Below are 21,785 nucleotides of genomic sequence, written 5' to 3'. Positions count from 1 at the left end.
CTCATTCACCATTACCCCGGCACGGCACGCGTGAAAAAGTCAACCGCCCGCCGCTCCGAGTAGTAGCTGCCGCTGGGCGCGCCTTCGGCAAAGCCGACGTGGCCGCCCGCCAGCGGGGTTTCGAGAAAGAAGCAGTCGCTAGCCACCGCCACCGCCCTAGGGTAACACGAAGCCGGCAAAAACGGGTCGTTCAAGGCATTGACCAGCAGCGCTGGGATGCGAATACCCGCCAGATATTGCCCAGAAGCCGAGTGGGCGTAGTAGTCGTCGGCCGAGGCGAAGCCGTGCAGCGGCGCCGTGTAGCGCTCGTCAAACTGCGGGAAGTCGCGCAGCGCGTCCAGCTCGGCTAAGTCGAGCTGACCCGGTAAATAGGCCGCCTTTTCGCGCATCTTGTTGCGCAGCGAGGCCATGAAGCGCCGTAGATAAACTCGGTTTTGCCAGCGGCTGATATGCAGGGAGCTGGCTCTGAGGTCCGTGGGCACCGAGAAAACCGCTGCCCGCCGCACCTGCGGGGGCACTTGGTCGGCGTACTCGCCTAGGTACTTGAGGGTGACATTGCCCCCGGCCGAAAACCCGGTCAGCATTATTTCCGGGTAGCCCTGCGCCTCGGCCGCGTAGCGCACCACGGCGGCCAGGTCACCCGTGTCACCGAGGTGGTAGGAACGCAGCAGGCGGTTGGTTTCGCCGCTGCAGCCGCGGTAGTTCCACCCTAGGGCATCGAAGCCGGCTTGGTTGAGGGCGCGGGCCATGCCCCGCACGTAGGGCCGGCTGCTGTCGCCCTCCAAGCCGTGCGAAATGATGCCTAGCCGCCCCGCCCGCCGCCCGGGCTGGGCCAGCGACCAGTCCAGGTCCAGAAAATCGCCGTCGGGCAGCTCCAGCCGCTCGCGGCGGTAGGCTACTTCCGGCACCCGCCGCAGGGTGCTGGGCACGATGGTTTGCAAATGGCCGTTGAATAAAATCGGCGACGGGCGGTAAGCGGAAGTGGCAACTAGGGGCATAACCTCAGCTAATTTAGGACTCGGGGCTAGTCTGGCGCACTGCGAGCGTAGCTTTGCTGGCGGAAAGGCACCATTTTTTGCGTTATCTGGTCCGCCATTTAATAGCCTAGGTTAGGATAAGCTAAGTATTCTTCTTACCTTTGCCCTCCCAAACTTGAAAACCTCAGCCAACCGGCTGTTCCTCTATAGAATTCTTTTTTTGTCATGGCAAACCACAAGTCGGCTATTAAGCGCATCCGCAGCAACGAAGCGAAGCGTGTGCTAAACCGCTACCAGCATAAGTCTACCCGTACCGCTATCAAGAAGCTGCGCGGCACTACCGATAAAGAGGCCGCTCAGGAGCTGCTGAAGCGCGTAACGTCGATGTTGGACCGCTTGGCCAAGAAGAACATTATCCACAAAAACAAAGCTGCTAACAACAAGAGCAAGCTGACAAAACTCGTTAACGCGCTTTAGCGCGAGACGGGTTCTAGCGGGGCCAAACTCTGCCGCCCCACCGTTTGGTCCCGCGCCTCCTACCAGTAAGCCCCGCCCCTCCCGGCGGGGCTTACTGCGTTTGGTAAGCTGTAGCTTGGACTCTGCGAGTCTGAGCGCGAGCGCAGCTCGCATCAACGGGCGAGCGGCCACGCAAACAGTTATGCGGCAACGTGTGCTCCGCGAAGCCACCACGGCGCGCCTAGGCCATTCAGACAGACGCAGATGCGAGCTGCGCTCGCGCTCGGACTCGCAGAGTCCAAGCTATATTGTAGCAAATAAAAAAGGCCGCCCAGATGGCGGCCTTTTTAGCTTCTAATCAATTCTGATACCCTAGGCGACGCTCACTTTCACCATGTTCGCGCGACCCTTGTCGGTAATCGGCAGCGTGGCGGTGTTGATGAACACGTCACCCTTCTGCAGGTGGCCGGTGGTGGTGAGCACGTAGCGGATGTCGGCAATCGTGCTGTCGGTGCTGTTAAAGCGGTCGTAGTAGAACGAGCGCACGCCCCACACTAAGCTCAGGACCGTGAGCAAAGCGCGGTCGTCGGTGAAGATAAAAATATCGGCTTTGGGGCGATATTTTGAAATCTGGAAGGCAGTGTAGCCGCGGTGCGTCATGCCGGTAATCACCTTGGCGCCGGTGTTCTTGGCCAAGTGGCAAGCGGCCGACAAAATGCTGTCAGCCATGAAAGTAGACGAAGCCGGGTCCACGGGCCACCACTTATTGAACAGCTTGGGGCTGCGGCTTTCCACACTCTTAATAGTAGCTACCATCGAGCGAATAACCTCGGCGGGATAATCGCCCACGGCGGTTTCGGCCGAGAGCATCACGGCGTCGGTGCCGTCGATAACGGCGTTGGCTACGTCGCTGGTTTCGGCGCGCGTCGGGCGCGGCGCCGTTATCATCGACTCCATCATCTGGGTGGCCACAATGACGGGCTTGCCGGCCTTGTTGCACTTCTCAATAATCATTTTCTGGGCCATCGGCACCTCTTCCATCTTCACCTCCACGCCCAGGTCGCCGCGGGCTACCATTACGGCGTCGGTGAGGGCAATGATTTCGTCGATGTTACGCAGGCCGTCGGGCGTCTCGATTTTAGCGATTACCCGCGTCGTTTTACCCGATTCGGCAATCAAATTCTTGATGAAGCGAATATCCTCGGCGCGGCGGGCAAAGCTCAGGGCTACCCAATCCACATCGTGCTCCAGACCGAATTTCAGGTCCTCGATGTCTTTCTCCGTCATGCTCGGGGCTGATACTTCCGAGTCGGGCAGGTTGATGCCCTTGCGGGGCTTCACGAGGCCGCCGTAGACTACTTCTACGTCTACCTCTTTGTCACGGTCGGTGGCGAGCACCTTCAGCTCGATTTTGCCATCGTCAATCAGAATCTGGTCGCCGGGCTTCACATCGCGGGCCAAACCAAGGTAAATTGTGCTCAGGCGAGTGGCGGTGCTAATTTCTTTTTCACCGCAAACCAGCTTTATTTTATCGCCGGGCTTTATCTCTACGCCGCCGCCTTCCACATCGCCTAGGCGAATCTTGGGGCCTTGCAAATCTTGCAGCAGGCCCACGTTGGTGCGCAGGTCCTTGTTGAGACGGCGCACGGTGTTGATTACCGAAAGGTGCTCCTCGTGGGCGCCGTGCGAAAAGTTGAGGCGAAACACGTCGACCCCCTCGCGGATGAGCATGCCCAGCCGCTCGTAGGTGTTGGAAGCGGGGCCAACGGTGGCCACGATTTTGGTTTTGTTGAACGAAGTGGAAACGGGGTCCATACGGGAGAGTGGCGTTAAAAAATCAGGTTTTCCTTGTATTTCAATTCGTAGGGGTCAAACTCGCTGGCGTACCGCACCATAGATAGCGCCGTGAGGCGGTCAAGCAGCTCGTTGCCAGCCAGTTCATCGGCCCCACCCTGCACTTGCAGTAGGTAATCGTATTCGCGAATATCGGGCGCCAAAAACGGTTTGGCGAGGGTAGAAGGCAGCAGCGCCCGGTTGCGAAACAGCCGCAAGGTAAGCGACTCGCGGGTGTAGAGGTAGTAGCTAAAGGCCAGCGGCCCCTGCTGCACTAGGTTCAGCACGAAGTCGGGCTGGCGCACAAAGCGCAACCGTAGAAAGCGGTTCAGGGCCCAGGCCAGGGTGTAGTCGTGGGTGCCGGATACGAGGCCAAAGAGCGCAAAATCGCATTCATACTCAGCGTCCAGGGTCAGGGTCATCATGAGGAGCGGTAGGCGGCGGCAGGCTGCAAAGCTACGGCCTTTGGCGGCCCGGTAAAGGCTTACTAAAAAGCGAGGGCCAAAATCTTGTACGTGCCGCAAAAAGCCAATTCGCGGGGTGGATGAAAAAAGTGACGTTACTTTGCAGGCAAGTTTCCTCTTAACCGCACGACTGCAATGTCTGAAATCGCCGAAAAAGTAAAAGCCATCATTATCGACAAGCTGGGCGTTGAAGCCTCGGAAGTAACTCCGGAAGCCAGCTTCACCAACGACCTGGGTGCCGACTCGCTCGACACCGTGGAGCTAATCATGGAGTTCGAAAAAGAATTTAACGTCAGCATCCCCGACGACCAGGCTGAGAACATTCAGACGGTGGGCCAAGCCGTTAGCTACCTCGAAGAGCACGCTAAGTAAACCGCAGATTCAACGGATTTCACAGATTTCGCGAACACGCCCCGCTAGGCGAGGCTAAATTAAACTGATTTATCGGTTGCGATTTCTGTGGTTCGTTTGCCTGCACCAAATACCGTTCACCTCTAAAACCGGCCGGCGTCCTGCCGGCCGGTTTTGCGGTTTGGGCCTGCGCCGCCGCTCGTGTAGCCAGCCTGCGCAGCGGGCGTATCCGTGAAATCCGTTAAATCCGTTAAATCTGCGATTTTATGTCGTCAATTCGCCGCGTTGTTGTAACCGGTATCGGGGCCATCACCCCCTTGGGCAGTACTGCCCCTGCATACTGGGAAGGGCTAAAAAATGGCGTCAGTGGGGCTGCCCCCATTACGCGCTTCGACGCCACCAAATTTAAAACGCGCTTTGCCTGCGAGGTAAAGAACTACAATCCCTTGGACTACTTCGAGCGCAAGCAAGGCCCCAAAATGGACTTGTTTACGCAGTTTGCCGTCATCGCTTCCGACGAGGCCATCGCCGACGCAGGCCTGCTGACGGGCGGCGTTGACAAGGACCGGGTGGGCGTTATCTGGGGTTCGGGCATCGGCGGGCTGAAGTCTTTGCAGGAAGAATGCTTCCAGTTTGAGCGGGGCGACGGCACGCCGCGCTACTCGCCTTTCTTTATTCCGCGCATGATTGCCGACTCGTCGTCGGGCAATATTTCCATCAAGAATGGCTTTCGCGGACCTAATTATGTCACGACATCAGCCTGCGCCTCGTCGAACGACGCCATCATCGCGGCTTTCAATAACCTGCGCCTAGGTTTGGCCGACGTTATTGTTACGGGTGGTTCTGAAGCTGCTATTACCGAGTCGGGCGTGGGCGGCTTCAACGCCCTCAAAGCCATGAGCGAGCGCAACGACGACCCCGCGTCGGCATCGCGCCCCTACGATAAGGAGCGCGATGGCTTCGTGCTGGGCGAAGGTGCCGGCGCGCTGGTACTGGAAGAATACGAGCACGCCAAGGCCCGCGGCGCCAAAATTTACGCCGAGCTTATCGGCGGCGGCATGTCGTCGGATGCGTACCACATCACGGCCCCCGACCCCAGCGGCTCGGGCGTGGTGCTGGTGATGAAAAACGCTCTGCGCGACGCCGGTATTCAGCCCGAGGAGGTAGACTACATCAACACCCACGGCACGAGCACGCCGCTCGGCGATGGCGCCGAGATTAAGGCCATCGAAACCGTGTTCGGGGAGCATGCTCCAAAAATGAATATCTCCTCGACCAAGAGCATGACCGGCCACCTCCTAGGTGGTGCGGGCGGCATCGAGGCGGTAGCATCCATTCTAGCCATTCAGAATGGCCTGGTGCCCCCCACGATTAACCTGCACACGCCGGACCCGGAAATCAATCAGGCGCTGAACTTCACGCCCAACGTGGCGCAGCAGCGCGAGGTCAACGTAGCCGTCAGCAACACCTTCGGTTTTGGCGGCCACAACACAACGGTAGTTTTCCGCCGCCTAATCGCAGATTAAACGGATTTAACGGATGGCGCAGATACGCCCGCCTGCGGCGGGCTGACTAGGCTGGTAGGGTTGTCTTCAGCTCACTCTTTTCGAGTGAGTTGAGGCTTGGTTACTGCCATTGTGAACCACGTTGCGCCGCAAGTCGCTTTTTTACTTCTGTTATTTTGTCGATTAGCAGACTACTCGCACTGAACACCAGTGATAATCCGCTAGCTAGTTTTAGGCCACTTAGTCAGCCCGCCGCAGGCGGGCGTATCTGCGCCATCCGTTAAATCCGTTTAATCTGCGATGCCTTTACCACTCTTTGGGCTGTTTCGGCGGCTGCTGGGCAGCGACAAGCAATTTCGGCAGGCCGTGGCCACGGTTATTGGCCAAGACCCGCAGAATGCGCGGCTCTACCAGCTAGCCTTTACCCACTCCTCGCTGGTGCGGCAGGAGGTCGGGGCCGGCAAGCACCAGAGCAATGAGCGCCTGGAATTTTTGGGCGACGCGGTGCTGGGTACGGTGGTGGCGGAGTACCTGTTTCGTAAGTTTCCCTACGAGCAGGAAGGCTTCCTAACCGAAACCCGCTCGCGCATCGTCAATCGGGAGAGCCTGAACGCCATTGCGTTGAAGCTAGGGCTGGACAAGCTGGTGCAGCTCGACAGCACCCAGACGCGGGTGGCCCGCTCGCGCTCCGTGAACGGCAATGCGCTGGAAGCTTTGGTTGGGGCCGTGTACCTGGACCTAGGGTACAAAGCGGCCCGCAAATTTGTGTTGAAAGGCTTGATTAAGCCTTTTGTAGATGTTACTACGCTCACTACTACCACCTCTAACTACAAGAGCAAGCTCATCGAATGGGCGCAGCGCGGCGGCAAAAACGTGCGCTACGAAATCAGCGGCGAGCCCCGGCCGGGCGGCGTAATGGAGTTCACGGCCACCGTGCTCCTCAACGATGAAGTAGTAGCCACCGGCATGGGCCTCAATAAAAAGCAGGCTGAACAGCTAGCGGCCGAACGTGCCCTGACCGCGCTGGGAGTATAGCCCGGTGAGGGCCTGCGCGAAGGAAGTAGCGCGCGCAGGCGAGGCAGTTTTTTTGAACATTCGTAAGAACTGGCAAGTATTCTACTCACCAGTTCACTAGTTCATATCTTCCCCACTATGCGTCTCGCCGGTGCCGCCCTCAACCAGATTCCGTTCGACTGGAACCACAATATTCAGAATATCAGTGCGGCCATCGAGCAAGCCAAAGCCAACGGAGTCGAGCTACTGTGCTTGCCCGAGCTGTGCCTGACCGGCTACAATTGCGAAGACCTGTTTTTGAGCGACTGGCTGCCCGCGGCGGCAATGATGCACTTGCAAAAAATCCGGCCGCTTACGCAGGGTATTTGCGTGGTGGTGGGGCTGCCGGTGCGCCTGCACCACTACACGTACAACACGGCGGCGGTGCTGCGCGACGGCGAGATTCTGGGCTTCGTGGCCAAGCAGTTTTTGGCCAACGACGGGGTGCACTACGAAACGCGCTTCTTCGTGTCATGGCCGGCGGGGCAAACAACCACCGTGGAGCACGAGGGAGAAAGCTGGCCGCTGGGCGACCTGACTTTTGAGCACCTAGGGGTGCGGTTTGGCTTCGAGATATGCGAGGATGCCTGGCGGCCCGACGACGTGCGCCCCGCCTGCCGCCTGCGCGGCAAGGTCGATTTGATAATAAATCCGTCGGCCAGCCACTTCGCCATGAGCAAGACGGACCTACGCTACAAGCTGGTACTCAACTCGTCGCGTAATTTTGCGTGTACCTACCTCTATGCCAACCTGCTGGGCAACGAAGCCGGCCGCATCATCTATGATGGCGAAATATTAGTGGCGCGCAACGGCCACTTGCTCAAACGCAACCAGCTGCTCAGCTTCAAAGAAGTAGATTTGGAATGGGTGGATGTGGACTTCAACGAGCCAGTGGAAGTGGCGGAGGCCATTGTGCAGCTGCCTGAGCCTGACGAGTACCGCGAGCTCAACCAGGCCATCAGCTTAGGCCTCTTCGACTACCTGCGCAAGGCCCGCAGCCGGGGCTTTGTGCTGAGCCTCAGCGGTGGGGCCGACTCGTGCTTCTGCGCCGTGGCCGTGGCTGAAATGGTGCGCCTAGGCGTGGAAGAGCTGGGTGAGGAAGAGTTTAAGCGCCGCAGCGGAGCTTTTGATAAAGCCAAGACGGAGGTAATTCAGCCGGGCGCCGGCGGCCCGGCGCACCAGCGGGCCACCGACGTCGACAACCCCGCCGAGACGCAGAACCAGAAACCCACTACGCCCAATCAGCAGCTCGTCAATCACCTGCTAACCTGCGCCTACCAGGGCACGGTCAACTCCTCCGACGACACGCTGAACTCGGCCCGGGAGCTGGCCGACAGCCTAGGGGCGCGGTTCTTCGACTGGACCATCGACGAGGAGGTAAGCGGCTACGTGGGCAAAATCGAGCACGCCCTGGGCCGCGAGCTCGCGTGGGAAACCGACGACCTGGCCCTGCAAAACATTCAGGCGCGAGTGCGGGCGCCCGGCATCTGGCTGCTCGCCAACGTGCAGAATTGCCTGCTCATCACTACCTCCAACCGCTCGGAGGCCAGCGTGGGCTACTGCACCATGGACGGCGACACGGCGGGCAGCATCTCCCCTATCGCGGGCGTCGATAAGGATTTTGTAAAGAAGTGGCTGCGCTGGGCCCAAACGGCCCTCGGCTATGAGGGCCTGCGCCACGTAAACGCCTTGCAACCCACCGCCGAGCTGCGCCCGCTGGCCGACAAGCAAACCGACGAGCGCGACCTCATGCCTTACACGCTGCTCAATCGCATCGAGCGGCTGGCCTTCTACGACCGGCTGGCGCCAGCCGCCGTGCTGGCCCAGCTTGTGGCCGAGGAGCCGAAGTACGAATTTGAGCAACTGCGCACGTACGTGAAGCGCTTTTACCAGCTCTGGAGCCGCAACCAATGGAAGCGGGAGCGCTACGCACCCTCGTTTCACCTCGATGATTACAACGTGGACCCGCGCTCGTGGCTGCGCTTCCCCATTTTGAGCGGTGGCTTTGGCGAAGAGCTGGCCGCGCTCTAGGCCCGCTAATAAAACGCAGGATGATGGCTGGTTTGGCCGCGGGGGCTATTGCTAACGCAATAGGCCCGCGGCCAAACCAGCCATTTTCTAAATAAATACGCTTCTTAATCAATATTTTACCTTTATAAAAAGTAAGCCTGCGCAAGTTTTGTGCTATACTGGCACCTAAGGGTTAGCAACGCTAGCCACTGCTGGTTGCTACGCCTGCGCTCCCATCCAGTTAGCTCCGTTGCTTTGGTCTTATGGCTTATTGCCTTCCGCTCCTCTTCAGTCTTGAGTCGCCGCTACCGGTGGCTACCACCATTGGAGCCACTGATACCGCGCTCGTGGCGCAGCTTCAGCAGGGGAGCGAGGCGGCCTTTCGCACGCTAGTAGAGCGCTATCAGCACCGCGTGTATAGTACGGCTTTCTCCCTGCTCCGCTCCGCGGAAGAAGCGGAGGATGTGGCGCAGGAGGTTTTTGTGGAGGTTTACCAGACGGTAGCCAAGTTTCGGAACGAAACGGCGCTGAGCACTTGGCTCTACCGGTTGGCCACCTCCCGGGCGTTGCAGCACCGGCGGCGAGCCAGCGCCAAGAAGCGCTTTGCTTATTTCACCAGCTTGCTGGGCTTTCATAACCAGGTGCTGCACGAGCCGCCCGACCACGCGCATCCGCTGGCGCTGCTCGAAGGGGCGCAGCAACTGCACCTACTGCTGGATTATATCGGCCGCTTGCCCAGCCAGCAGCAGGTGGCTTTTACGCTGCGCCACGAGCAAGATTTGAACTACGACGAAATAGCCGCGGTGCTGGGCACCACAGTTTCCGCCGTCGAGTCCCTGTTGTTTCGCGCCCGGCAAACGCTGCGGCGGCACCTTTCCGCTTCCCATCGCCATGTCTAATCCAGCTAGTCGCCCCGGCCCCGACCCCGAGTGGGAAGCTGCGTTGCAGCAGTTGCGCCGGCAGCCCAAAGCGCAACCGCAGCCGTTTTTTTATGCGCGCGTGCAGGCCCGGCTCGCGGCCCAACTGCTACCTAGGCGCGCCTGGTTGCCCGGTTGGGTGCGCCGCCCGGCCTACGCGGTACTCCTAGGTATGCTGGTGCTCGCGGTAAGCGGCGATGGCGCGGCCCTGCGCCCGGCCGCGGCGCCCGGCCATTACACTAGCGACCCAACCGACCCGCCCGCGCCCCGGCCGGCACCCTAAACCCAGAAGGGACGCTGCCAAACGGCAAGCCCAGGGTAATAAGTACCTTTGAGTCCTCTTACTTTTTTGTTGCCCATGTCGCCTCCCCTCGCCTACGTTACCTGGAATGTCTCGCCTATCATTGCCGAAATCGGCCCGCTGCTGCTGCGCTGGTACGGCGTGCTGTTTGCCCTCGGCTTCGTAATCGGCTCTTTTGTGCTCACGCACATCTACAAGCAAGAGGGCGTGCGGCCCTATTGGGTCGATGTCATCACGTTTTACATGGTGGTGGGCACGGTGCTGGGCGCGCGCCTAGGGCACGTTTTTTTCTACGACTGGGACCAGTATAAGAACCAGCCCCTGGAGATTCTCAAAATCTGGCACGGCGGCCTAGCCTCGCACGGGGCCACAATTGGCATTTTGCTGGCGCTGTTCATCTTCAGCACGCGCAATAAGTTCGACTACCTCTGGGTGCTCGACCGCATCGTGATTGTGGTGGCCATTGGCGGGGCCTGCATCCGCCTGGGCAACCTCATGAATTCTGAGATTGTGGGCAAGCCTACTACCGCTCCGTGGGCCTTCGTGTTCCCGCGCGACGTGGAGCACCTGACCCAGTTTGCGCCCGACCAGCCCGTGCCCGCCGGCGCCGTGGCGGTGCAGCGCGTCCGCGTAGAAGGCAAGGAAGAGGCTGATTTCACGATTACGCCCATAACCGGGCCGGTTAGCCCAGCGGTTGAAGTGGCGGTGCCGCGCCACCCGACCCAGATTTACGAGTCGCTGTTCTGCCTCCTGCTGGTAGCGCTGCTCTACGGGCTGTGGAATAAATACAAGGAGCGCACGCCCCGCGGCCTGCTGTTTGGGCTCTTTGTGGTGCTACTCTTCTCATTCCGCATTTTTGTGGAGTACTTCAAGGAAAACCAAGTCACGAAGGAAACCGGCCTCATCGCCGAGTACGGTCTCAACATTGGCCAGCTGCTAAGCATCCCGTTCATTCTCATTGGGCTGTGGGTGCTGCTGCGCGCCGGCAAAAACCCGCAAAATCCCTACGGCTTCGCTCCGCGCGACCTCGCCGAAGAAGAGGCTGCCCAGGCAGCCGCCGCCAAAGCCTAGCGCCCTAGGTCGCATTTGGACCCAAAAAAGGCCCTCTACACAGTACAGAGGGCCTTTTTTATGTAATCACAAGCTAGAGCGATAACTCGTACATCGCACCTTGCTCGGTGGTAATCAGCAGCGTGTTTTCATCTTTAAAAGCCGCGCCTTCGGTTTGGCCCGCGCCCTTCAGGTCGATGTGGCGGGGCGTTGCTTTCAGAATCGCCCCCCAGGAATCGCCTTCAAAAACGAATACTTCTTGCCGGGCCAGCAGCACCAGGCGGCGGCCGCTGGGCGCGAGCGTGGCATCTGTAACCTGGCCCGGGATGGCTAGCTTGGTAATGAGCTTGGCTTTGTAGGTGCCAGGAGTTTCGGGCACCGTGTACACCTTGCAGGTAGTCGACTGCGCCCGGTCTTTGGTAAAGAGGTACACCTGGCCATCGTGCCAGAGGCTGGCTTCGCAGTCGAAGTTGCGGTCGCTCTTAGCGGGCGGAAACTCGGTTTGGTCGGGGTAGGAAAAGTTGATTTTTCCCACGCTGGTGGGCTGCTCGGGGCGGAAGCGCAGGATGGCCAGGTTGCGGCGGTCGTTATTGTTGTTGCCGCAGTCGCCCATGAAGTAGTTGCCGCGGTTATCGCGGCTCAGGCTCTCCCAGTCGTGGTTGGGCGCCCCTAGGGTAAACTGGCCTACCTGCTGCCCGGTGGCATCTACCCGGTACACAAAGGGCTGCTGGCCATCGTCGCCGAAGGTGAAGTAAGTACCGGCCTCGGGCGCCGCGCACAGCCCCGAGCTTTCCAGGATACCGTCGGTGAGGCGGCCCACCGGGCGCAGGCCCGCGGGCAGGTCGGCTTCTTTACCCTTGCCTTTTTTGTGGCCGCCTTTTTTGCCTTTCTTGCCCGAGGGGGCTTGCGCCGTGGCCGGCACCTGGTCGGCAGTGGCATTATCGTTTTCCGCCTGCGAGCAAGCTGAGGTAAAGAGCATTATCCCTACCAAGGGACGAATGAGGAGAGAGAAGCAGAGCATAGGGCTGCTTTTACGGGAAAAGCAGCGCTGGAGGTCAAGCTTTTATTTAGGGTACCGGGTCGTAGCCCTGGCCGCCCCAGGGGTGGCAGCGCCCGATACGCCGCAGGGCCAGCCGCCCACCCCGCCACGGGCCATGCTTGGCAATGGCCTCGGCCGCGTAGGCCGAACAAGTAGGCGTGTAGCGGCAGCTCGGTGGCGTGAGGGGCGAAATGAAGCGCTGGTAGAACCAGATGCACGACAAAAAAATAGCGCGGGCCAGCGAGTAAAACATCGTTTAAAGGTACGGCAGCGAACTTACTGGCTGCCGAGCCGCCACGGGGCCCGCAGCTGCTAAGCCACTCCGAGCAATAGCGCCTAGGGGCAACCAGAATAATTGAAGCTGACCCAAGAAATATCTAGTGCTTTAGCTTGGTTAACAAGGGGTTTTAGCAACTAGCCAGCAGTATATTCGGCCTCAATTGACGGCAATTGCCTATGAATTCACGCTTACGACAACTCTTTCTCTTCGGCTTACTGGTACTGGGCGCTGCCCCGATACGGGCGCAGGGCAATGGTCCGGCTGGCCACGGCGCCCGGGCCACTGCCCTAGGCAATGCTTCAGCCACCCTAAGCAACGAGGTATGGGCCGGAGCCAACAATGCCGCTGGCCTGGGTACCCTTACCCGGCCCACAGCGGGCGCCTATTTCGAGAACCGCTACCTAATTACGAGCCTCAACGTGGCCGCCGTGGCGCTGGCCCTGCCTCTGGGGATAGTTGAGCCCGCCGCCGCTGGGCAGCCAGCGCGGGCCGAGTGGGGCGTAGTAGGTTTTGAAGCTCAGCGCTTTGGCGGAGCTTTGTACAGCGAGGTGCGCGTGGGGGCGGCCTATGGCTACCGGCTAGGCGTGGTGAACATCGGCGGCCGGCTCGACATGCTGCAAGTTAGCTTTCGGGACCTAGGGAGCCGCCGGGCGCTCGTAGGCTCGCTGGGCGGGCAGGCCGAGGTGGTGCCCGGGCACCTCACCTTTGGGGTGTACCTCTATAATCTCAACCAAGCCAAACTAGCTGACTACCAAGACGAGCGCGTACCCACCGTGCTGCGCGCCGGCCTTGCTTACCGCGCCGGCAAGCAGGTACTGGTGCTGGTCGAAAGCGAGAAAGATATTGAGCACGATGTAGGCTTTAAAGCGGGCCTGGAGTACCTGCCGGCATCCGCCGTGGCCCTGCGCGCGGGCTACGCTAGCCTCAGCCAGCAAACGACGGGCGGCGTGGGGGTGAAAACGGGCAACTTTCAGTTTGACTACGCGGCGGGCTGGCACAGCGTACTGGGCCTGAGCCAGTTTTTGAGCATAAACTGGCAATGGGAACGCAAACCATGACGCTCGCCCACATGCGGGCGGCGGGCTGGCCGCGTTGGCCCGGTTTATTTGTGCTGCTCGCGTGCCTAGGTGGCCTGTTTACAGGGTGCCCGGCCCACGCCCAGGAGCTACCGCGCCGGGCGCCCGACCTCGACCGCCTCACGCAGGAGCTCTTTGCCGAAATTCAGTCGGACCAGGTGCCCTACGAGGATTTATACGAGACGCTGCTGCAATACTACCAGACGCCCGTCAGCCTCAACGCGGCCAGCCGGGAGGAGCTGCGGGCGCTGCTGCTGTTATCAGAAACGCAGATTACCAACCTATTAAAGCACCGCGAGGCTACCGGCCCGCTGCTGAGCTTATACGAATTACAAGCCGTGCCGGGCTGGGACCTGCGCACTATCTACCGCGTGCTGCCCTTCGTGACGGTGCAGGCCGACGACCCCAATCGGGCGCGGGGCCCGCTGTGGCAGCGCATTAAACAGGAGGAGAACAACACCTTGTTTGTGCGCTACGAGCGCGTGTTGCAGCAGCGCCGGGGCTACGCCGCGGCCGACACGTTTCAGGGCCGGCCCACGCAGCGCTACCTAGGCTCGCCCGACAAGCTGCTGGTGCGCTACCGCGTGAGCCACGCTCACGATTTCAGCCTAGGCTTCGCGGCCGAGAAAGATGCGGGCGAAGCTTATGCCTGGCAGCCCCGGCAGGGGCAGTACGGCCCCGATTTTTTGTCGGCGCACTTCTTTTTGCAAGAGCGCGGCCGGCTAAAAGCCTTGGCGCTGGGCGACTACCAGTTGCAGTTTGGGCAAGGGTTGTTGCTGTCGTCGGGGCTGGCGGTGGGCAAGGGCGCCGAAACCATCACCACCCTGCGGCGCTCGTCGGTGGGCGTGCGGCCGTACTCGGCGCTGCTCGAAAACACGTTTTTTCGGGGCGCGGCAGCTACTTACCAACTCGCGCCCCGCTGGGAAGCGACCGTTTTTGTCTCGCGCAAGCGCGTGGATGCCAACTTGCAGCAGCGCACCGACTCGCTGGCACAATATGATGAGTTTGGTAGCAGCTTGCAGTACACGGGCTTTCACCGCACCGCCGCGGAGCTGGACGACCGCCACGCGCTGCAAGAATCGGTGGCCGGTGGCAACCTAGGCTACCTCAGCCGCGATGGCAACCTGGCGCTGGGCTTCACGGTGGTGGGCACGCACTACGGCACGCCGCTGCTCAGGCGCGCTGAACCTTACAATCATTTCGAGTTCAATGGCCAGAACAACCTGGCGCTGGGCGCCCACTACAGCTACGTGTGGCGCAACCTGCTGCTATTTGGCGAAACGGGCCGCACCACCGGCGGCGGGCTGGGCACCGTCAATGGCCTGCTCGCCAGCCTAGGGCCGCGCCTGGATGCCGCGGTGCTACTGCGCCACTACGACGTTGATTTTCACACTCTTTACGGAAATGCGCTGAGCGAGAACAGCCGCAATATCAACGAAAGCGGCTTGTACCTGGGTCTGAAAATCAGGCCGGTAGCCCGCTGGGAAGTCTCAGCCTATTTCGACCAGTTTTGGTTTCCGTGGCTGCGCTACCGGGTGGGCGCGCCCAGCCACGGCGATGATGCGCTGCTACGCCTCGCTTTTACGCCCAATAAAACCAGCCTGCTCTACGCGCAGTACCGGGTGCGCCTCAAGCCGCGCGACCTCAGCAGCAGCCTGGGCCGGCCGGTGCCGCTGCCCGGCCAGCAGCTGCGCCACTCGCTACTGGTGTACTATGACACCCAGCCTACCACGCGCCTAGGGCTGCGAACCCGCCTGCAAGCCAGCCGCTTGCGCGATGATGATAATTTGCCCTGGCGCGGGGGCTACGCCCTCAGCCAGGATGCCACGGTGCAGGTGGCGCGGCGGGTGCAGCTGGCCGCCCGCTACGCTGTGTTTGACTCCGACGACTACGACACGCGGCAGTATCTGTTTGAGCAAGACGTACTCTACGCCGTGTCGATACCCGTGCTGTACGGGCAGGGCACCCGGGCGTACGCCATCGCCCAGGTCACCTTCAATAAGCACCTCACGCTTTGGCTCCGCTACGCCGACACCCGCTACCGCCACCAGACCACGGTAGGCACGGGGCTGGAGGAAATAAAGGGCAATGCCCGCTCGGAGGTGAAGCTACAAGTGCGGTATAAGCTGTAAGGCAAACGCTAGGAGTAGTCCGCCTCACTGTGGCTTGCGAGCTATTACAGAATTTAAAACTACCCTAGGCTTCTGTTTTCATCAGTACTACTTGGGCGTGGTCGGCCTGGCTTATTTTACGGCGGAAATCCTGGTACTCGGGGTATTTGGCGGCCGGGAGCGTGGGACCGGCCGGGCGGTGGGTTTCGAACTGCCGCACGTATTGCAGGGTGCCGTCGGGCAGGGTGGTGCAGGTGCTGGTGTAGGTGCCGTAGGCCGAAGTAAGCTGCACCGGCTGCGGCATATTTTCGGCGTGGAAACCGGCGGGCAGGTGCAGCCGCACCGTATCTTGGGTGAGGCTGGCGGGGGGCAAGGCCAGCGGCGTTTGGCGGGCACCGACCTGGGCGGGCAGCGCGGCCAGGCGCCCTAGCACGTTGGGCTCTAGCAGTAGGCGGCGGCCGGCCGGCGTGGCCACGCCGGGTAGCTCCAGGCCCAGCAATTCAACTACGCCGGGCAGCGCCTGGGGCTTGGTAACGGGCGCCGCGGCCAGGCGCAGGCTGGTAATAGTAAAGCTGTTTAACCGCAGACGGTTAGATACGTACCGCTTTTGTTCTTCGGGGTCAGCTTGGTGCAGCAGCTGGGCGTAGACGTCCTGGGCCAAGCCCACGCGCTGCGTGCGCACCGTAGCCTTGGCGCTGCCCGTGGCATCGAGCCAGAGGTCGGTGCGGCGCTGCTGGCGGTTGGCCTGGGCGCCGTAGCGCGGCGTGGCCACGAGGCGGCCGCCCTCGGGCGTCAGCAGCAGGGCGTGGCGGTTGCCGGTGAAGGTGCCCATGTAGCCAAAGGCGTCGGTTTGGCTGGTGCATTCCAGCCACACGGTGTCGGCGGGCGCGGGGCCGCGCGCGGCCAGCGGCATGCATAAAATAACGTGGTTGAACTGGCTGCTGGGAAAGCTGGCGCGCACGTCGGCCTGGTCGGAGCCCGCGCCTACCAGGGCCACGTAGGCAGGTAGGCCCGCCGCTTTCAGCAGAGCGCAGGTATAGTTACTCAGGGCTTTGCAATCGCCGTAGCCGCCGGTGGCTACTTCCGTAGCGGGGGCCGTTTGCCAGCCCCCTAGGCCCAGCTGCACCGACACGTAGCGCGTTGAGCTTTGCACAAACTCGTACACTTTGCGCGCCCGCGCCCTAGGGTCGGGGTCCGTCACCATAAGCTGCGCCATCTTGGCGGTGAGGGCGGGCGGCAGCACGTCGCGGCCCTTGCCAAGCTGGTAGTTCCACAGCCCTAGGCTTTGCCACGAGGCCAGCGAGCCCGCGTAGCCCTGCACCTCGAAGGTGGCCGGCGCCAGGTGCACGGCGGGCAGCAGCTCGTCGATGTCAGGCGACAGCGGCTCCTCTTCCACTGCGGGCTGGGCGGATAGGTGCCAGCGGTAAGTGGTTTGGTTGCCGGCCACTACGGGCGCGGTGGCCGCCCCGGCGGGCAGCCGCAGTTCATCAAAGCGCAGCGGGAGCGCCGTGGGCGTGGTCACTTGCAGCGTAGCGCCTTCCAGCGCCACATTTTCGGCGTGCTGGGGCTGCCAGTAAGGGTAAAAGAGCGTGTTCTCTGATGAGATTTCGTAGTCAAACTCTACCGTGTAGGGCGTGGCGGGCTGGCGCAGGTCGGCGTAGCGCACGCGCCCGTCGGTCATAAAGCTGCCGCCCGCGTCGCCTAGGCCTTGGTCGTGCACTTCGGCGGGGCGTAACTGGTGCAGCAGGCGGCCCTGGGCATCGTACACGGCGCCGCGCAGGTAGTTGATATGCCGTAGGCTACTATATCGCACCACCAACTGGCCGTAGTCGTCGCTGCCCGCCGCGTCGAGCACCGTCACTACTCGGTGCACAGTTTCGATGAGCTGGCTGGCCGACTTCACGGTCACCACCTCATCATCGGCGCGCACCACGGCATGGGCATTTTGGCGCAGGGCCGGGGCAATGGCCTCGACCGGGTACTTAGGAGCGGGCGCCCCGGCCAGCAGCGCGGTAATCAGCGTTAAGAACATTAGTGATAGTAGATTATGTTTTTCAATAGCAGTTTTTTACCCAGCCTTCTTGATAACCAGCGCCTCGGCTTGCTTAGCCAACAGCAGGCGATATAGCTCGCGCAGGGCGCCGTATTCGACCGCGCCGTACACGGGCTTGTCGAAAGTGAGGCGGCTCATTAGTTGCACGGTGCCGGGCGCCGAGCTGGTGGCCGAGTACACGTAGCGCCCACCGTCATTGGGCAGGGCTAGGCTCACGGACTTGGGCAGCTCGGCCACATAGCCCGGCGGCAATGTCAGCGTCACCCGAACGATGTCCTGCTGCATCATCCCTAGGTCGACGGGGTAGTTGCGGTCCTCGTGCTGAAACGGGTTGCGCTGCTCCGTGAAATAGCTCAGGGGACTGAGGTACAGCTCGGCGGCGGTAGAGCTGGTGGCCGCGGGCTGGCGCCACTCGTAGCTCAGCCCTAGGGACTGCTCCACGGTGTTTTGCTTCGCAAAGACGTAGCTGGCCACTTCCCAGCCGGGGTGGCGGGCGGCCAGCTCGGTCACGTATTTCTTTTCGCCCAGCTGCTGAAGCTTTTCGCGCACTTCGAGGCCCGCGTAGCCGCCGTGCTCCTCGCGCACCTGCCCGCTTAGGTTGCCCTGCGCATCCAGGGCTAGGGCTACTTCCTGGTAGTGGGTGTGGCGCTGGCTCGGCACCAGGCTCACCCAGCGGCCCTCGCCAGAGGCCGGCACCGTGTGGCCGCTCTGGTTGAGGCAGCGCGTGGGCAGGATGCCCGCAGGCAGCAGCGGCTCGGTAGCATCGAGCAGCAGTTCCTTTTGGTCGGGCAAAGTCACCAGGGCCACTACGTAGTTGAATTGCTCCAGCAACGGAAATTCTTTGCTCACCGCCCCGTGGCGGCGGGTGCTCAGCAGCACCGGCTCCACGGGCAGGCCCGCTTCGCGCAACGCGGCAATGAGCAGCAGGTTCACATCGGCGGCCGTGCCGCGGTGCAGCTCGTAGCTGCGCTTGAGCGGGCCAGTGGCCCAGTAGGTGTTGGTGCCGTCGTACTTCACAGCCTTCACTACTAGGTCGCGCACGGCGGCGGCGCGGGCCGCCGGGTCGGGGTATTTGGCCAGCAGGGGCTGCACCTCGGAAGTCAAGAACTTGCTGCTCGTAAAGGCCTTCCCAAACTGCTCGCTTTCCAGCAGCACCTTGTTTTTCTTGGTCCAGCTATCGGTTAGGTCGCGGTATTTTTCGTTGGGCATCTGCGTGCCAGCCAGCTCGAATGTGAGGCGCGCCAGGTAGTCGTTGGGCGTGGTGCTGTAGGGCTCCTCCCGGAAGGCCGGCGCGTTGCGCACCACCCAGCGGTGCTGCTCGGTGCTCATTTGCAGGCCCGTAGTGCCCACTGCCATGCCCGCCCCGGCCCCGGCGCCCTCACTCAGCCGGTTGGTGAGCAGCAGATTTACTGAGCCCACGCTGGCCTCGTTGGTAGTGAGCGGCAGGTAGCCCTGGAACAGAATTTTGTAGTGGTACACCTGCGGAATGCTGGTGCGGTACTCGCTCCAGCGCGTCGGAATGTCGTGCTGAAACGTCCAGTCCTGGTAGTTGTCGAAGAACGTCGAGGTTACCAAATAACTATACTCAATCACGGCGCCTTCCTGCACGTTGGGCAGCGTGAACTTGCGCACTAGCAGATTTTTGGTGCGCTTTTCCTCAAACGTGTTACTGGCTTCGAGCTTGGTTTTGGTGATGGTGCCGTCGGCCCCGCGCAGGTACGTGAAGCCTTGCAAGTGGCCCAGCTTCTCGGCCCGCTCATCGCGGTGGTAGAGGGGCACTTCTACGGTGGCGTATTCGTAGCCCGCCTTTTTGAGAATCTTGATACGCGTAGTGCGCTCCGTCGTGATTACCAGGTTGCCGGCCGTGCTGCTAAACTGCGAATTGCCGTAGTCGCAGAGCACCACGGCCGCCGCGCCGCTGTCGGCCACAAAGTTTTTGGCTTCGAAGTCGGCTAGGTCCGGCTGGCCGAACTTTAGGGGCAACGGCGCCGGCTTGGCCGACACGCTGGTCTGGGCCACAGCGACGCTGGGCAAGGCGGCGGCCAGCAGCCCCAGCCGCGCAGCTCGCCAGGACCAACCTAGGAACCTGAATAACATATCAATAAGAATAAGGAAGCCGGCTGGCCAAACCCGTGGGCCCGGCCAGCCAGCGGGTAGCAGCTATATTTTCTTCAGCACCAAGGCCTCGGCCTGCTTAGCCAGCACGCGCCGGTAGAACTCGCGCAGGCTCTCGTACTCCTCGGCGCCGTACACGGGCTTGTCGAAGGTGAGGCGACTCACGAGCTGCACCGTGCCGGGCACCGAGCTGGTAGCGGAGTACACGTAGCGCCCGCCATTGTCGGGCAGCGCGATGGAGGCGGCCTTAGGTAGCTCGGCCGTGTAGCCGGCGGGCAAGGTGAGGGTGATAACTACCACCTCCTGGGTGAGGGCGCCAAAATCGACGGGGTAGATGCGGTGCTCGTGGCGAAACGGATTCTGGGTTTCGCCGAAGGTGGCCAGCGGCGTCAGGTATATTTCCTGGGCCGTGCCGGGCGTGCTGGCGGGTTGGCGCAGCTCATAGCTCAGGGCTATCGACTGGTTAAGCAGGTCCACGGCGTTGAACTTGTAGGTCGGCACCTCCCAGTTCGTGTGCTGGCTCACCAGCTCGGTTACGTACTTTTTTTCGCCTACCTGCTGAATTTTTTCGCGCACGGCCGCCCCGGCGTAGCCGCCGTGCTCCTCGCGCACTTGCCCGCTGAGGTTGCCCTGCGCATCCACGGTCAGCTTAACGTCCTGGAAGCGCGTGTGGCGCTGGCTCGGCACCAAGCTCACCCAGCGGCCCTCCACTTCCTTGGTCGGAATGAGGCGCCCGAGCTTGTTGAGGCAGCGCGTGGGTAGGGTGCCCGCGGGCAGCAGCGGCTCGGTAGCGTCGAGCAGCAGCTCCTTGTTATCGGCTAGCGGCAGCACACCAATCACGTAGTTGAACTGGTCGAGCAGCGGAAACTGCTCATTCACGCGGCCGTGGCTGCGGGTGCTCAGCAGCACGGGCTCGGCGGGCAGGCCCGCCTGCCGCAGTGCGGCAATGAGCAGCAGGTTCACGTCGGCGGCCGTGCCGCGGTGCAGCTCGTAGCTACGCTTGAGCGGGCCGGTGGCCCAGTAGTTATTGGTGCCGTCATACTTCACGGCCTTCACCACTAGGTCGCGCACGGCGGCGGCGCGGGCAGCCGGGTCGGGGTACTGCGCCACCAAGGGCTTGAGCGCGGCGTCGAGGAAGCCCGCGTGGCCGAGCAGTCCGCCAAACTCGCTGCTGGTCCGCAGCAGGCTATTTATCTTTTCCCAGCTGCCCGACACGTTCTCGTAGGCCCGGCCCGGCATACGCTCGCCGGCCAGCTGAAAGTCGATGCGCGCCACGTAGTCGCGCATGGTGGTCATGTAGGGCTCGTCGCGCAGGGCCGGCACGTCCTGCATGGCCCAGTGGTAGGCCGTGGCGCGGGCCTGCAGGGTTTCGGTTTCCGTGGCAGAGTGGCTGCCCCCCATGTCTTGCTTTTGCACTCGTGCCGAGGCCGTATACTGCGCACCCGTTTCCTCTTGCGTTTGCAGCGCCAGGGGCTGGTAGCCCTGCATCAGCATCTTGTAGTCGAAATACTCGGGGATGGTGGCTCGAAACTCGCTCCAGCGGGTCGGAATGTCGCGCTGAAAAACCCAGGGCTGGAAGTTGAAAAAGAAGTCGGAAGTCACCGAGTACGTGTACTCGATAACGGCCCCCTCGCGCACGTTGGGCAGCGTAAACTTGCGCACCCGCACGCTCTTGGTGCGGTCCTCGCTGAACATGTTGCTGCTTTCGAGCTTGGTCTTCTCAATCTTGCCACCCACCTCGTTGTAGGTGAAGCCTTTGAGCGCCGTTAGCTTCTCCTCATCGCTGTCGCGGTGGTAGAGGGGTACTTCCACGGTGGCGTAGTCGTAGCCCGCTTTTTTGAGGATTTTAATCCGCGTGGTGCGCTCCGTTTCCAACTGAAAGCTGAGGCCATTGAGCCGAAAGCGCGCCACGCCGTTGTCGTACAGCACCACAGCCGAGGCCGCGCTGTCGCCCACAAAGTTTTTGGCGACAAAATCCTCCGGGGCGGGCTGGCCAAACTTAATAACGACGGGCTTCACGGGCACCTGCTGCGCGTAGGCCACTGTTGTGCTTAGCACAGCGGCCGCGCCTAGTACGCTCCGCACCAAGATGCGTAAAGTTGTCTCCATTTGCAGAAAAGAAAGGCAAGAAATAAATAAAGCTATAAAGCCTTAAAAAGGCTTTGTAAACTTACGTGGCGCCTAGGTGCTTAGC

At 61.4% G+C, this 21,785-nt stretch carries 18 protein-coding genes; 10 read left to right on the top strand and 8 right to left on the bottom strand.

Going from position 1 to position 21,785, the window contains the following annotated elements; all coding sequences use genetic code 11:
- Positions 1-11: 11 nt before the first annotated feature.
- On the bottom strand, positions 12-998 hold the full coding sequence (locus ACFSDX_RS05790; protein ID WP_382312257.1) for a YheT family hydrolase: 987 nt from the start codon (positions 996-998) through the stop codon (positions 12-14).
- Between the two features lie 204 nt (positions 999-1,202).
- On the opposite strand from ACFSDX_RS05790, the gene rpsT reads away from it, so the two are divergent.
- Positions 1,203-1,454, top strand: coding sequence for a 30S ribosomal protein S20 (gene rpsT / locus ACFSDX_RS05785; protein ID WP_382312256.1), 252 nt, complete (start codon positions 1,203-1,205; stop codon positions 1,452-1,454).
- A 351-nt stretch (positions 1,455-1,805) separates the two neighbouring features.
- Here rpsT and pyk read toward each other — a convergent pair whose 3' ends face one another.
- Complete coding sequence (gene pyk, locus ACFSDX_RS05780; RefSeq protein ID WP_382312255.1) at positions 1,806-3,248, bottom strand: pyruvate kinase; 1,443 nt, start codon at positions 3,246-3,248, stop codon at positions 1,806-1,808.
- A gap of 14 nt (positions 3,249-3,262) precedes the next feature.
- The gene (locus ACFSDX_RS05775) at positions 3,263-3,691 is read right to left on the bottom strand and encodes an IPExxxVDY family protein (protein ID WP_382312254.1); all 429 of its coding nucleotides are present in this window, start codon (positions 3,689-3,691) and stop codon (positions 3,263-3,265) included.
- 174 nt (positions 3,692-3,865) lie between these two features.
- Between ACFSDX_RS05775 and ACFSDX_RS05770 the strand changes: the two genes are divergently transcribed.
- The 7 genes from ACFSDX_RS05770 (at position 3,866) to lgt (ending at position 10,938) form a co-directional block, all read left to right on the top strand.
- Complete coding sequence (locus ACFSDX_RS05770; RefSeq protein ID WP_068229068.1) at positions 3,866-4,102, top strand: acyl carrier protein; 237 nt, start codon at positions 3,866-3,868, stop codon at positions 4,100-4,102.
- 245 nt (positions 4,103-4,347) lie between these two features.
- Positions 4,348-5,607 carry a beta-ketoacyl-ACP synthase II gene (fabF, locus tag ACFSDX_RS05765; protein ID WP_382312253.1) on the top strand — a complete coding sequence of 420 codons (1,260 nt, stop codon included), beginning with the start codon at positions 4,348-4,350 and terminating at the stop codon, positions 5,605-5,607.
- Between the two features lie 279 nt (positions 5,608-5,886).
- On the top strand, positions 5,887-6,621 hold the full coding sequence (gene rnc / locus ACFSDX_RS05760; protein WP_382312252.1) for a ribonuclease III: 735 nt from the start codon (positions 5,887-5,889) through the stop codon (positions 6,619-6,621).
- Positions 6,622-6,738: 117 nt separating this feature from the next.
- On the top strand, positions 6,739-8,670 hold the full coding sequence (gene nadE, locus ACFSDX_RS05755; protein ID WP_382312250.1) for an NAD(+) synthase: 1,932 nt from the start codon (positions 6,739-6,741) through the stop codon (positions 8,668-8,670).
- 242 nt (positions 8,671-8,912) lie between these two features.
- Entirely contained in the window at positions 8,913-9,548 is a 636-nt protein-coding gene (locus ACFSDX_RS05750; protein WP_382312249.1) for an RNA polymerase sigma factor, read from the top strand.
- Entirely contained in the window at positions 9,541-9,849 is a 309-nt protein-coding gene (locus tag ACFSDX_RS05745; protein WP_382312248.1) for a hypothetical protein, read from the top strand. Before ACFSDX_RS05750 ends, ACFSDX_RS05745 begins: the two co-directional genes overlap by 8 nt.
- Before the next feature lie 75 nt (positions 9,850-9,924).
- Positions 9,925-10,938: a prolipoprotein diacylglyceryl transferase gene (gene lgt / locus ACFSDX_RS05740; protein ID WP_382312247.1), complete on the top strand. Its 1,014-nt coding sequence runs from the start codon at positions 9,925-9,927 to the stop codon at positions 10,936-10,938.
- Positions 10,939-11,011: 73 nt separating this feature from the next.
- Here the strand turns inward: lgt and ACFSDX_RS05735 are convergent, their stop codons facing one another.
- Positions 11,012-11,896, bottom strand: coding sequence for a hypothetical protein (locus ACFSDX_RS05735; protein ID WP_382312246.1), 885 nt, complete (start codon positions 11,894-11,896; stop codon positions 11,012-11,014).
- Positions 11,897-11,984: 88 nt separating this feature from the next.
- Positions 11,985-12,209 (bottom strand): membrane protein insertion efficiency factor YidD, encoded by a 225-nt coding sequence (gene yidD / locus ACFSDX_RS05730; protein WP_382312245.1) that lies wholly within the window; start codon positions 12,207-12,209, stop codon positions 11,985-11,987.
- 203 nt (positions 12,210-12,412) lie between these two features.
- On the opposite strand from yidD, the gene ACFSDX_RS05725 reads away from it, so the two are divergent.
- Together ACFSDX_RS05725 and ACFSDX_RS05720 are read left to right on the top strand one after the other, a co-directional pair.
- Positions 12,413-13,294 (top strand): PorV/PorQ family protein, encoded by an 882-nt coding sequence (locus ACFSDX_RS05725; RefSeq protein ID WP_382312244.1) that lies wholly within the window; start codon positions 12,413-12,415, stop codon positions 13,292-13,294.
- Entirely contained in the window at positions 13,276-15,444 is a 2,169-nt protein-coding gene (locus ACFSDX_RS05720) for a ComEA family DNA-binding protein (protein WP_382312243.1), read from the top strand. The genes ACFSDX_RS05725 and ACFSDX_RS05720 overlap by 19 nt, the downstream gene beginning before the upstream one ends.
- Positions 15,445-15,508: 64 nt before the next feature.
- Here ACFSDX_RS05720 and ACFSDX_RS05715 read toward each other — a convergent pair whose 3' ends face one another.
- The 3 genes from ACFSDX_RS05715 to ACFSDX_RS05705 all read right to left on the bottom strand — a co-directional run bounded on the left by ACFSDX_RS05715 (position 15,509) and on the right by ACFSDX_RS05705 (position 21,700).
- The gene (locus ACFSDX_RS05715) at positions 15,509-17,455 is read right to left on the bottom strand and encodes a DUF3857 domain-containing transglutaminase family protein (RefSeq protein ID WP_382312242.1); all 1,947 of its coding nucleotides are present in this window, start codon (positions 17,453-17,455) and stop codon (positions 15,509-15,511) included.
- A gap of 36 nt (positions 17,456-17,491) precedes the next feature.
- Positions 17,492-19,573, bottom strand: a complete 2,082-nt coding sequence (locus tag ACFSDX_RS05710) for a DUF3857 domain-containing protein (RefSeq protein WP_382312241.1) — start codon at positions 19,571-19,573, stop codon at positions 17,492-17,494.
- Positions 19,574-19,636: 63 nt separating this feature from the next.
- Positions 19,637-21,700, bottom strand: a complete 2,064-nt coding sequence (locus ACFSDX_RS05705) for a DUF3857 domain-containing protein (protein ID WP_382312240.1) — start codon at positions 21,698-21,700, stop codon at positions 19,637-19,639.
- Between the last annotated feature and the right edge of the window lie 85 nt (positions 21,701-21,785).

Source organism: Hymenobacter bucti (assembly GCF_042681145.1).
Taxonomy (GTDB): Bacteria; Bacteroidota; Bacteroidia; order Cytophagales; family Hymenobacteraceae; genus Hymenobacter; species Hymenobacter bucti.
Note: the sequence above shows the minus strand (reverse complement) of the source record. Positions and strands in the feature narration are given on the sequence as shown.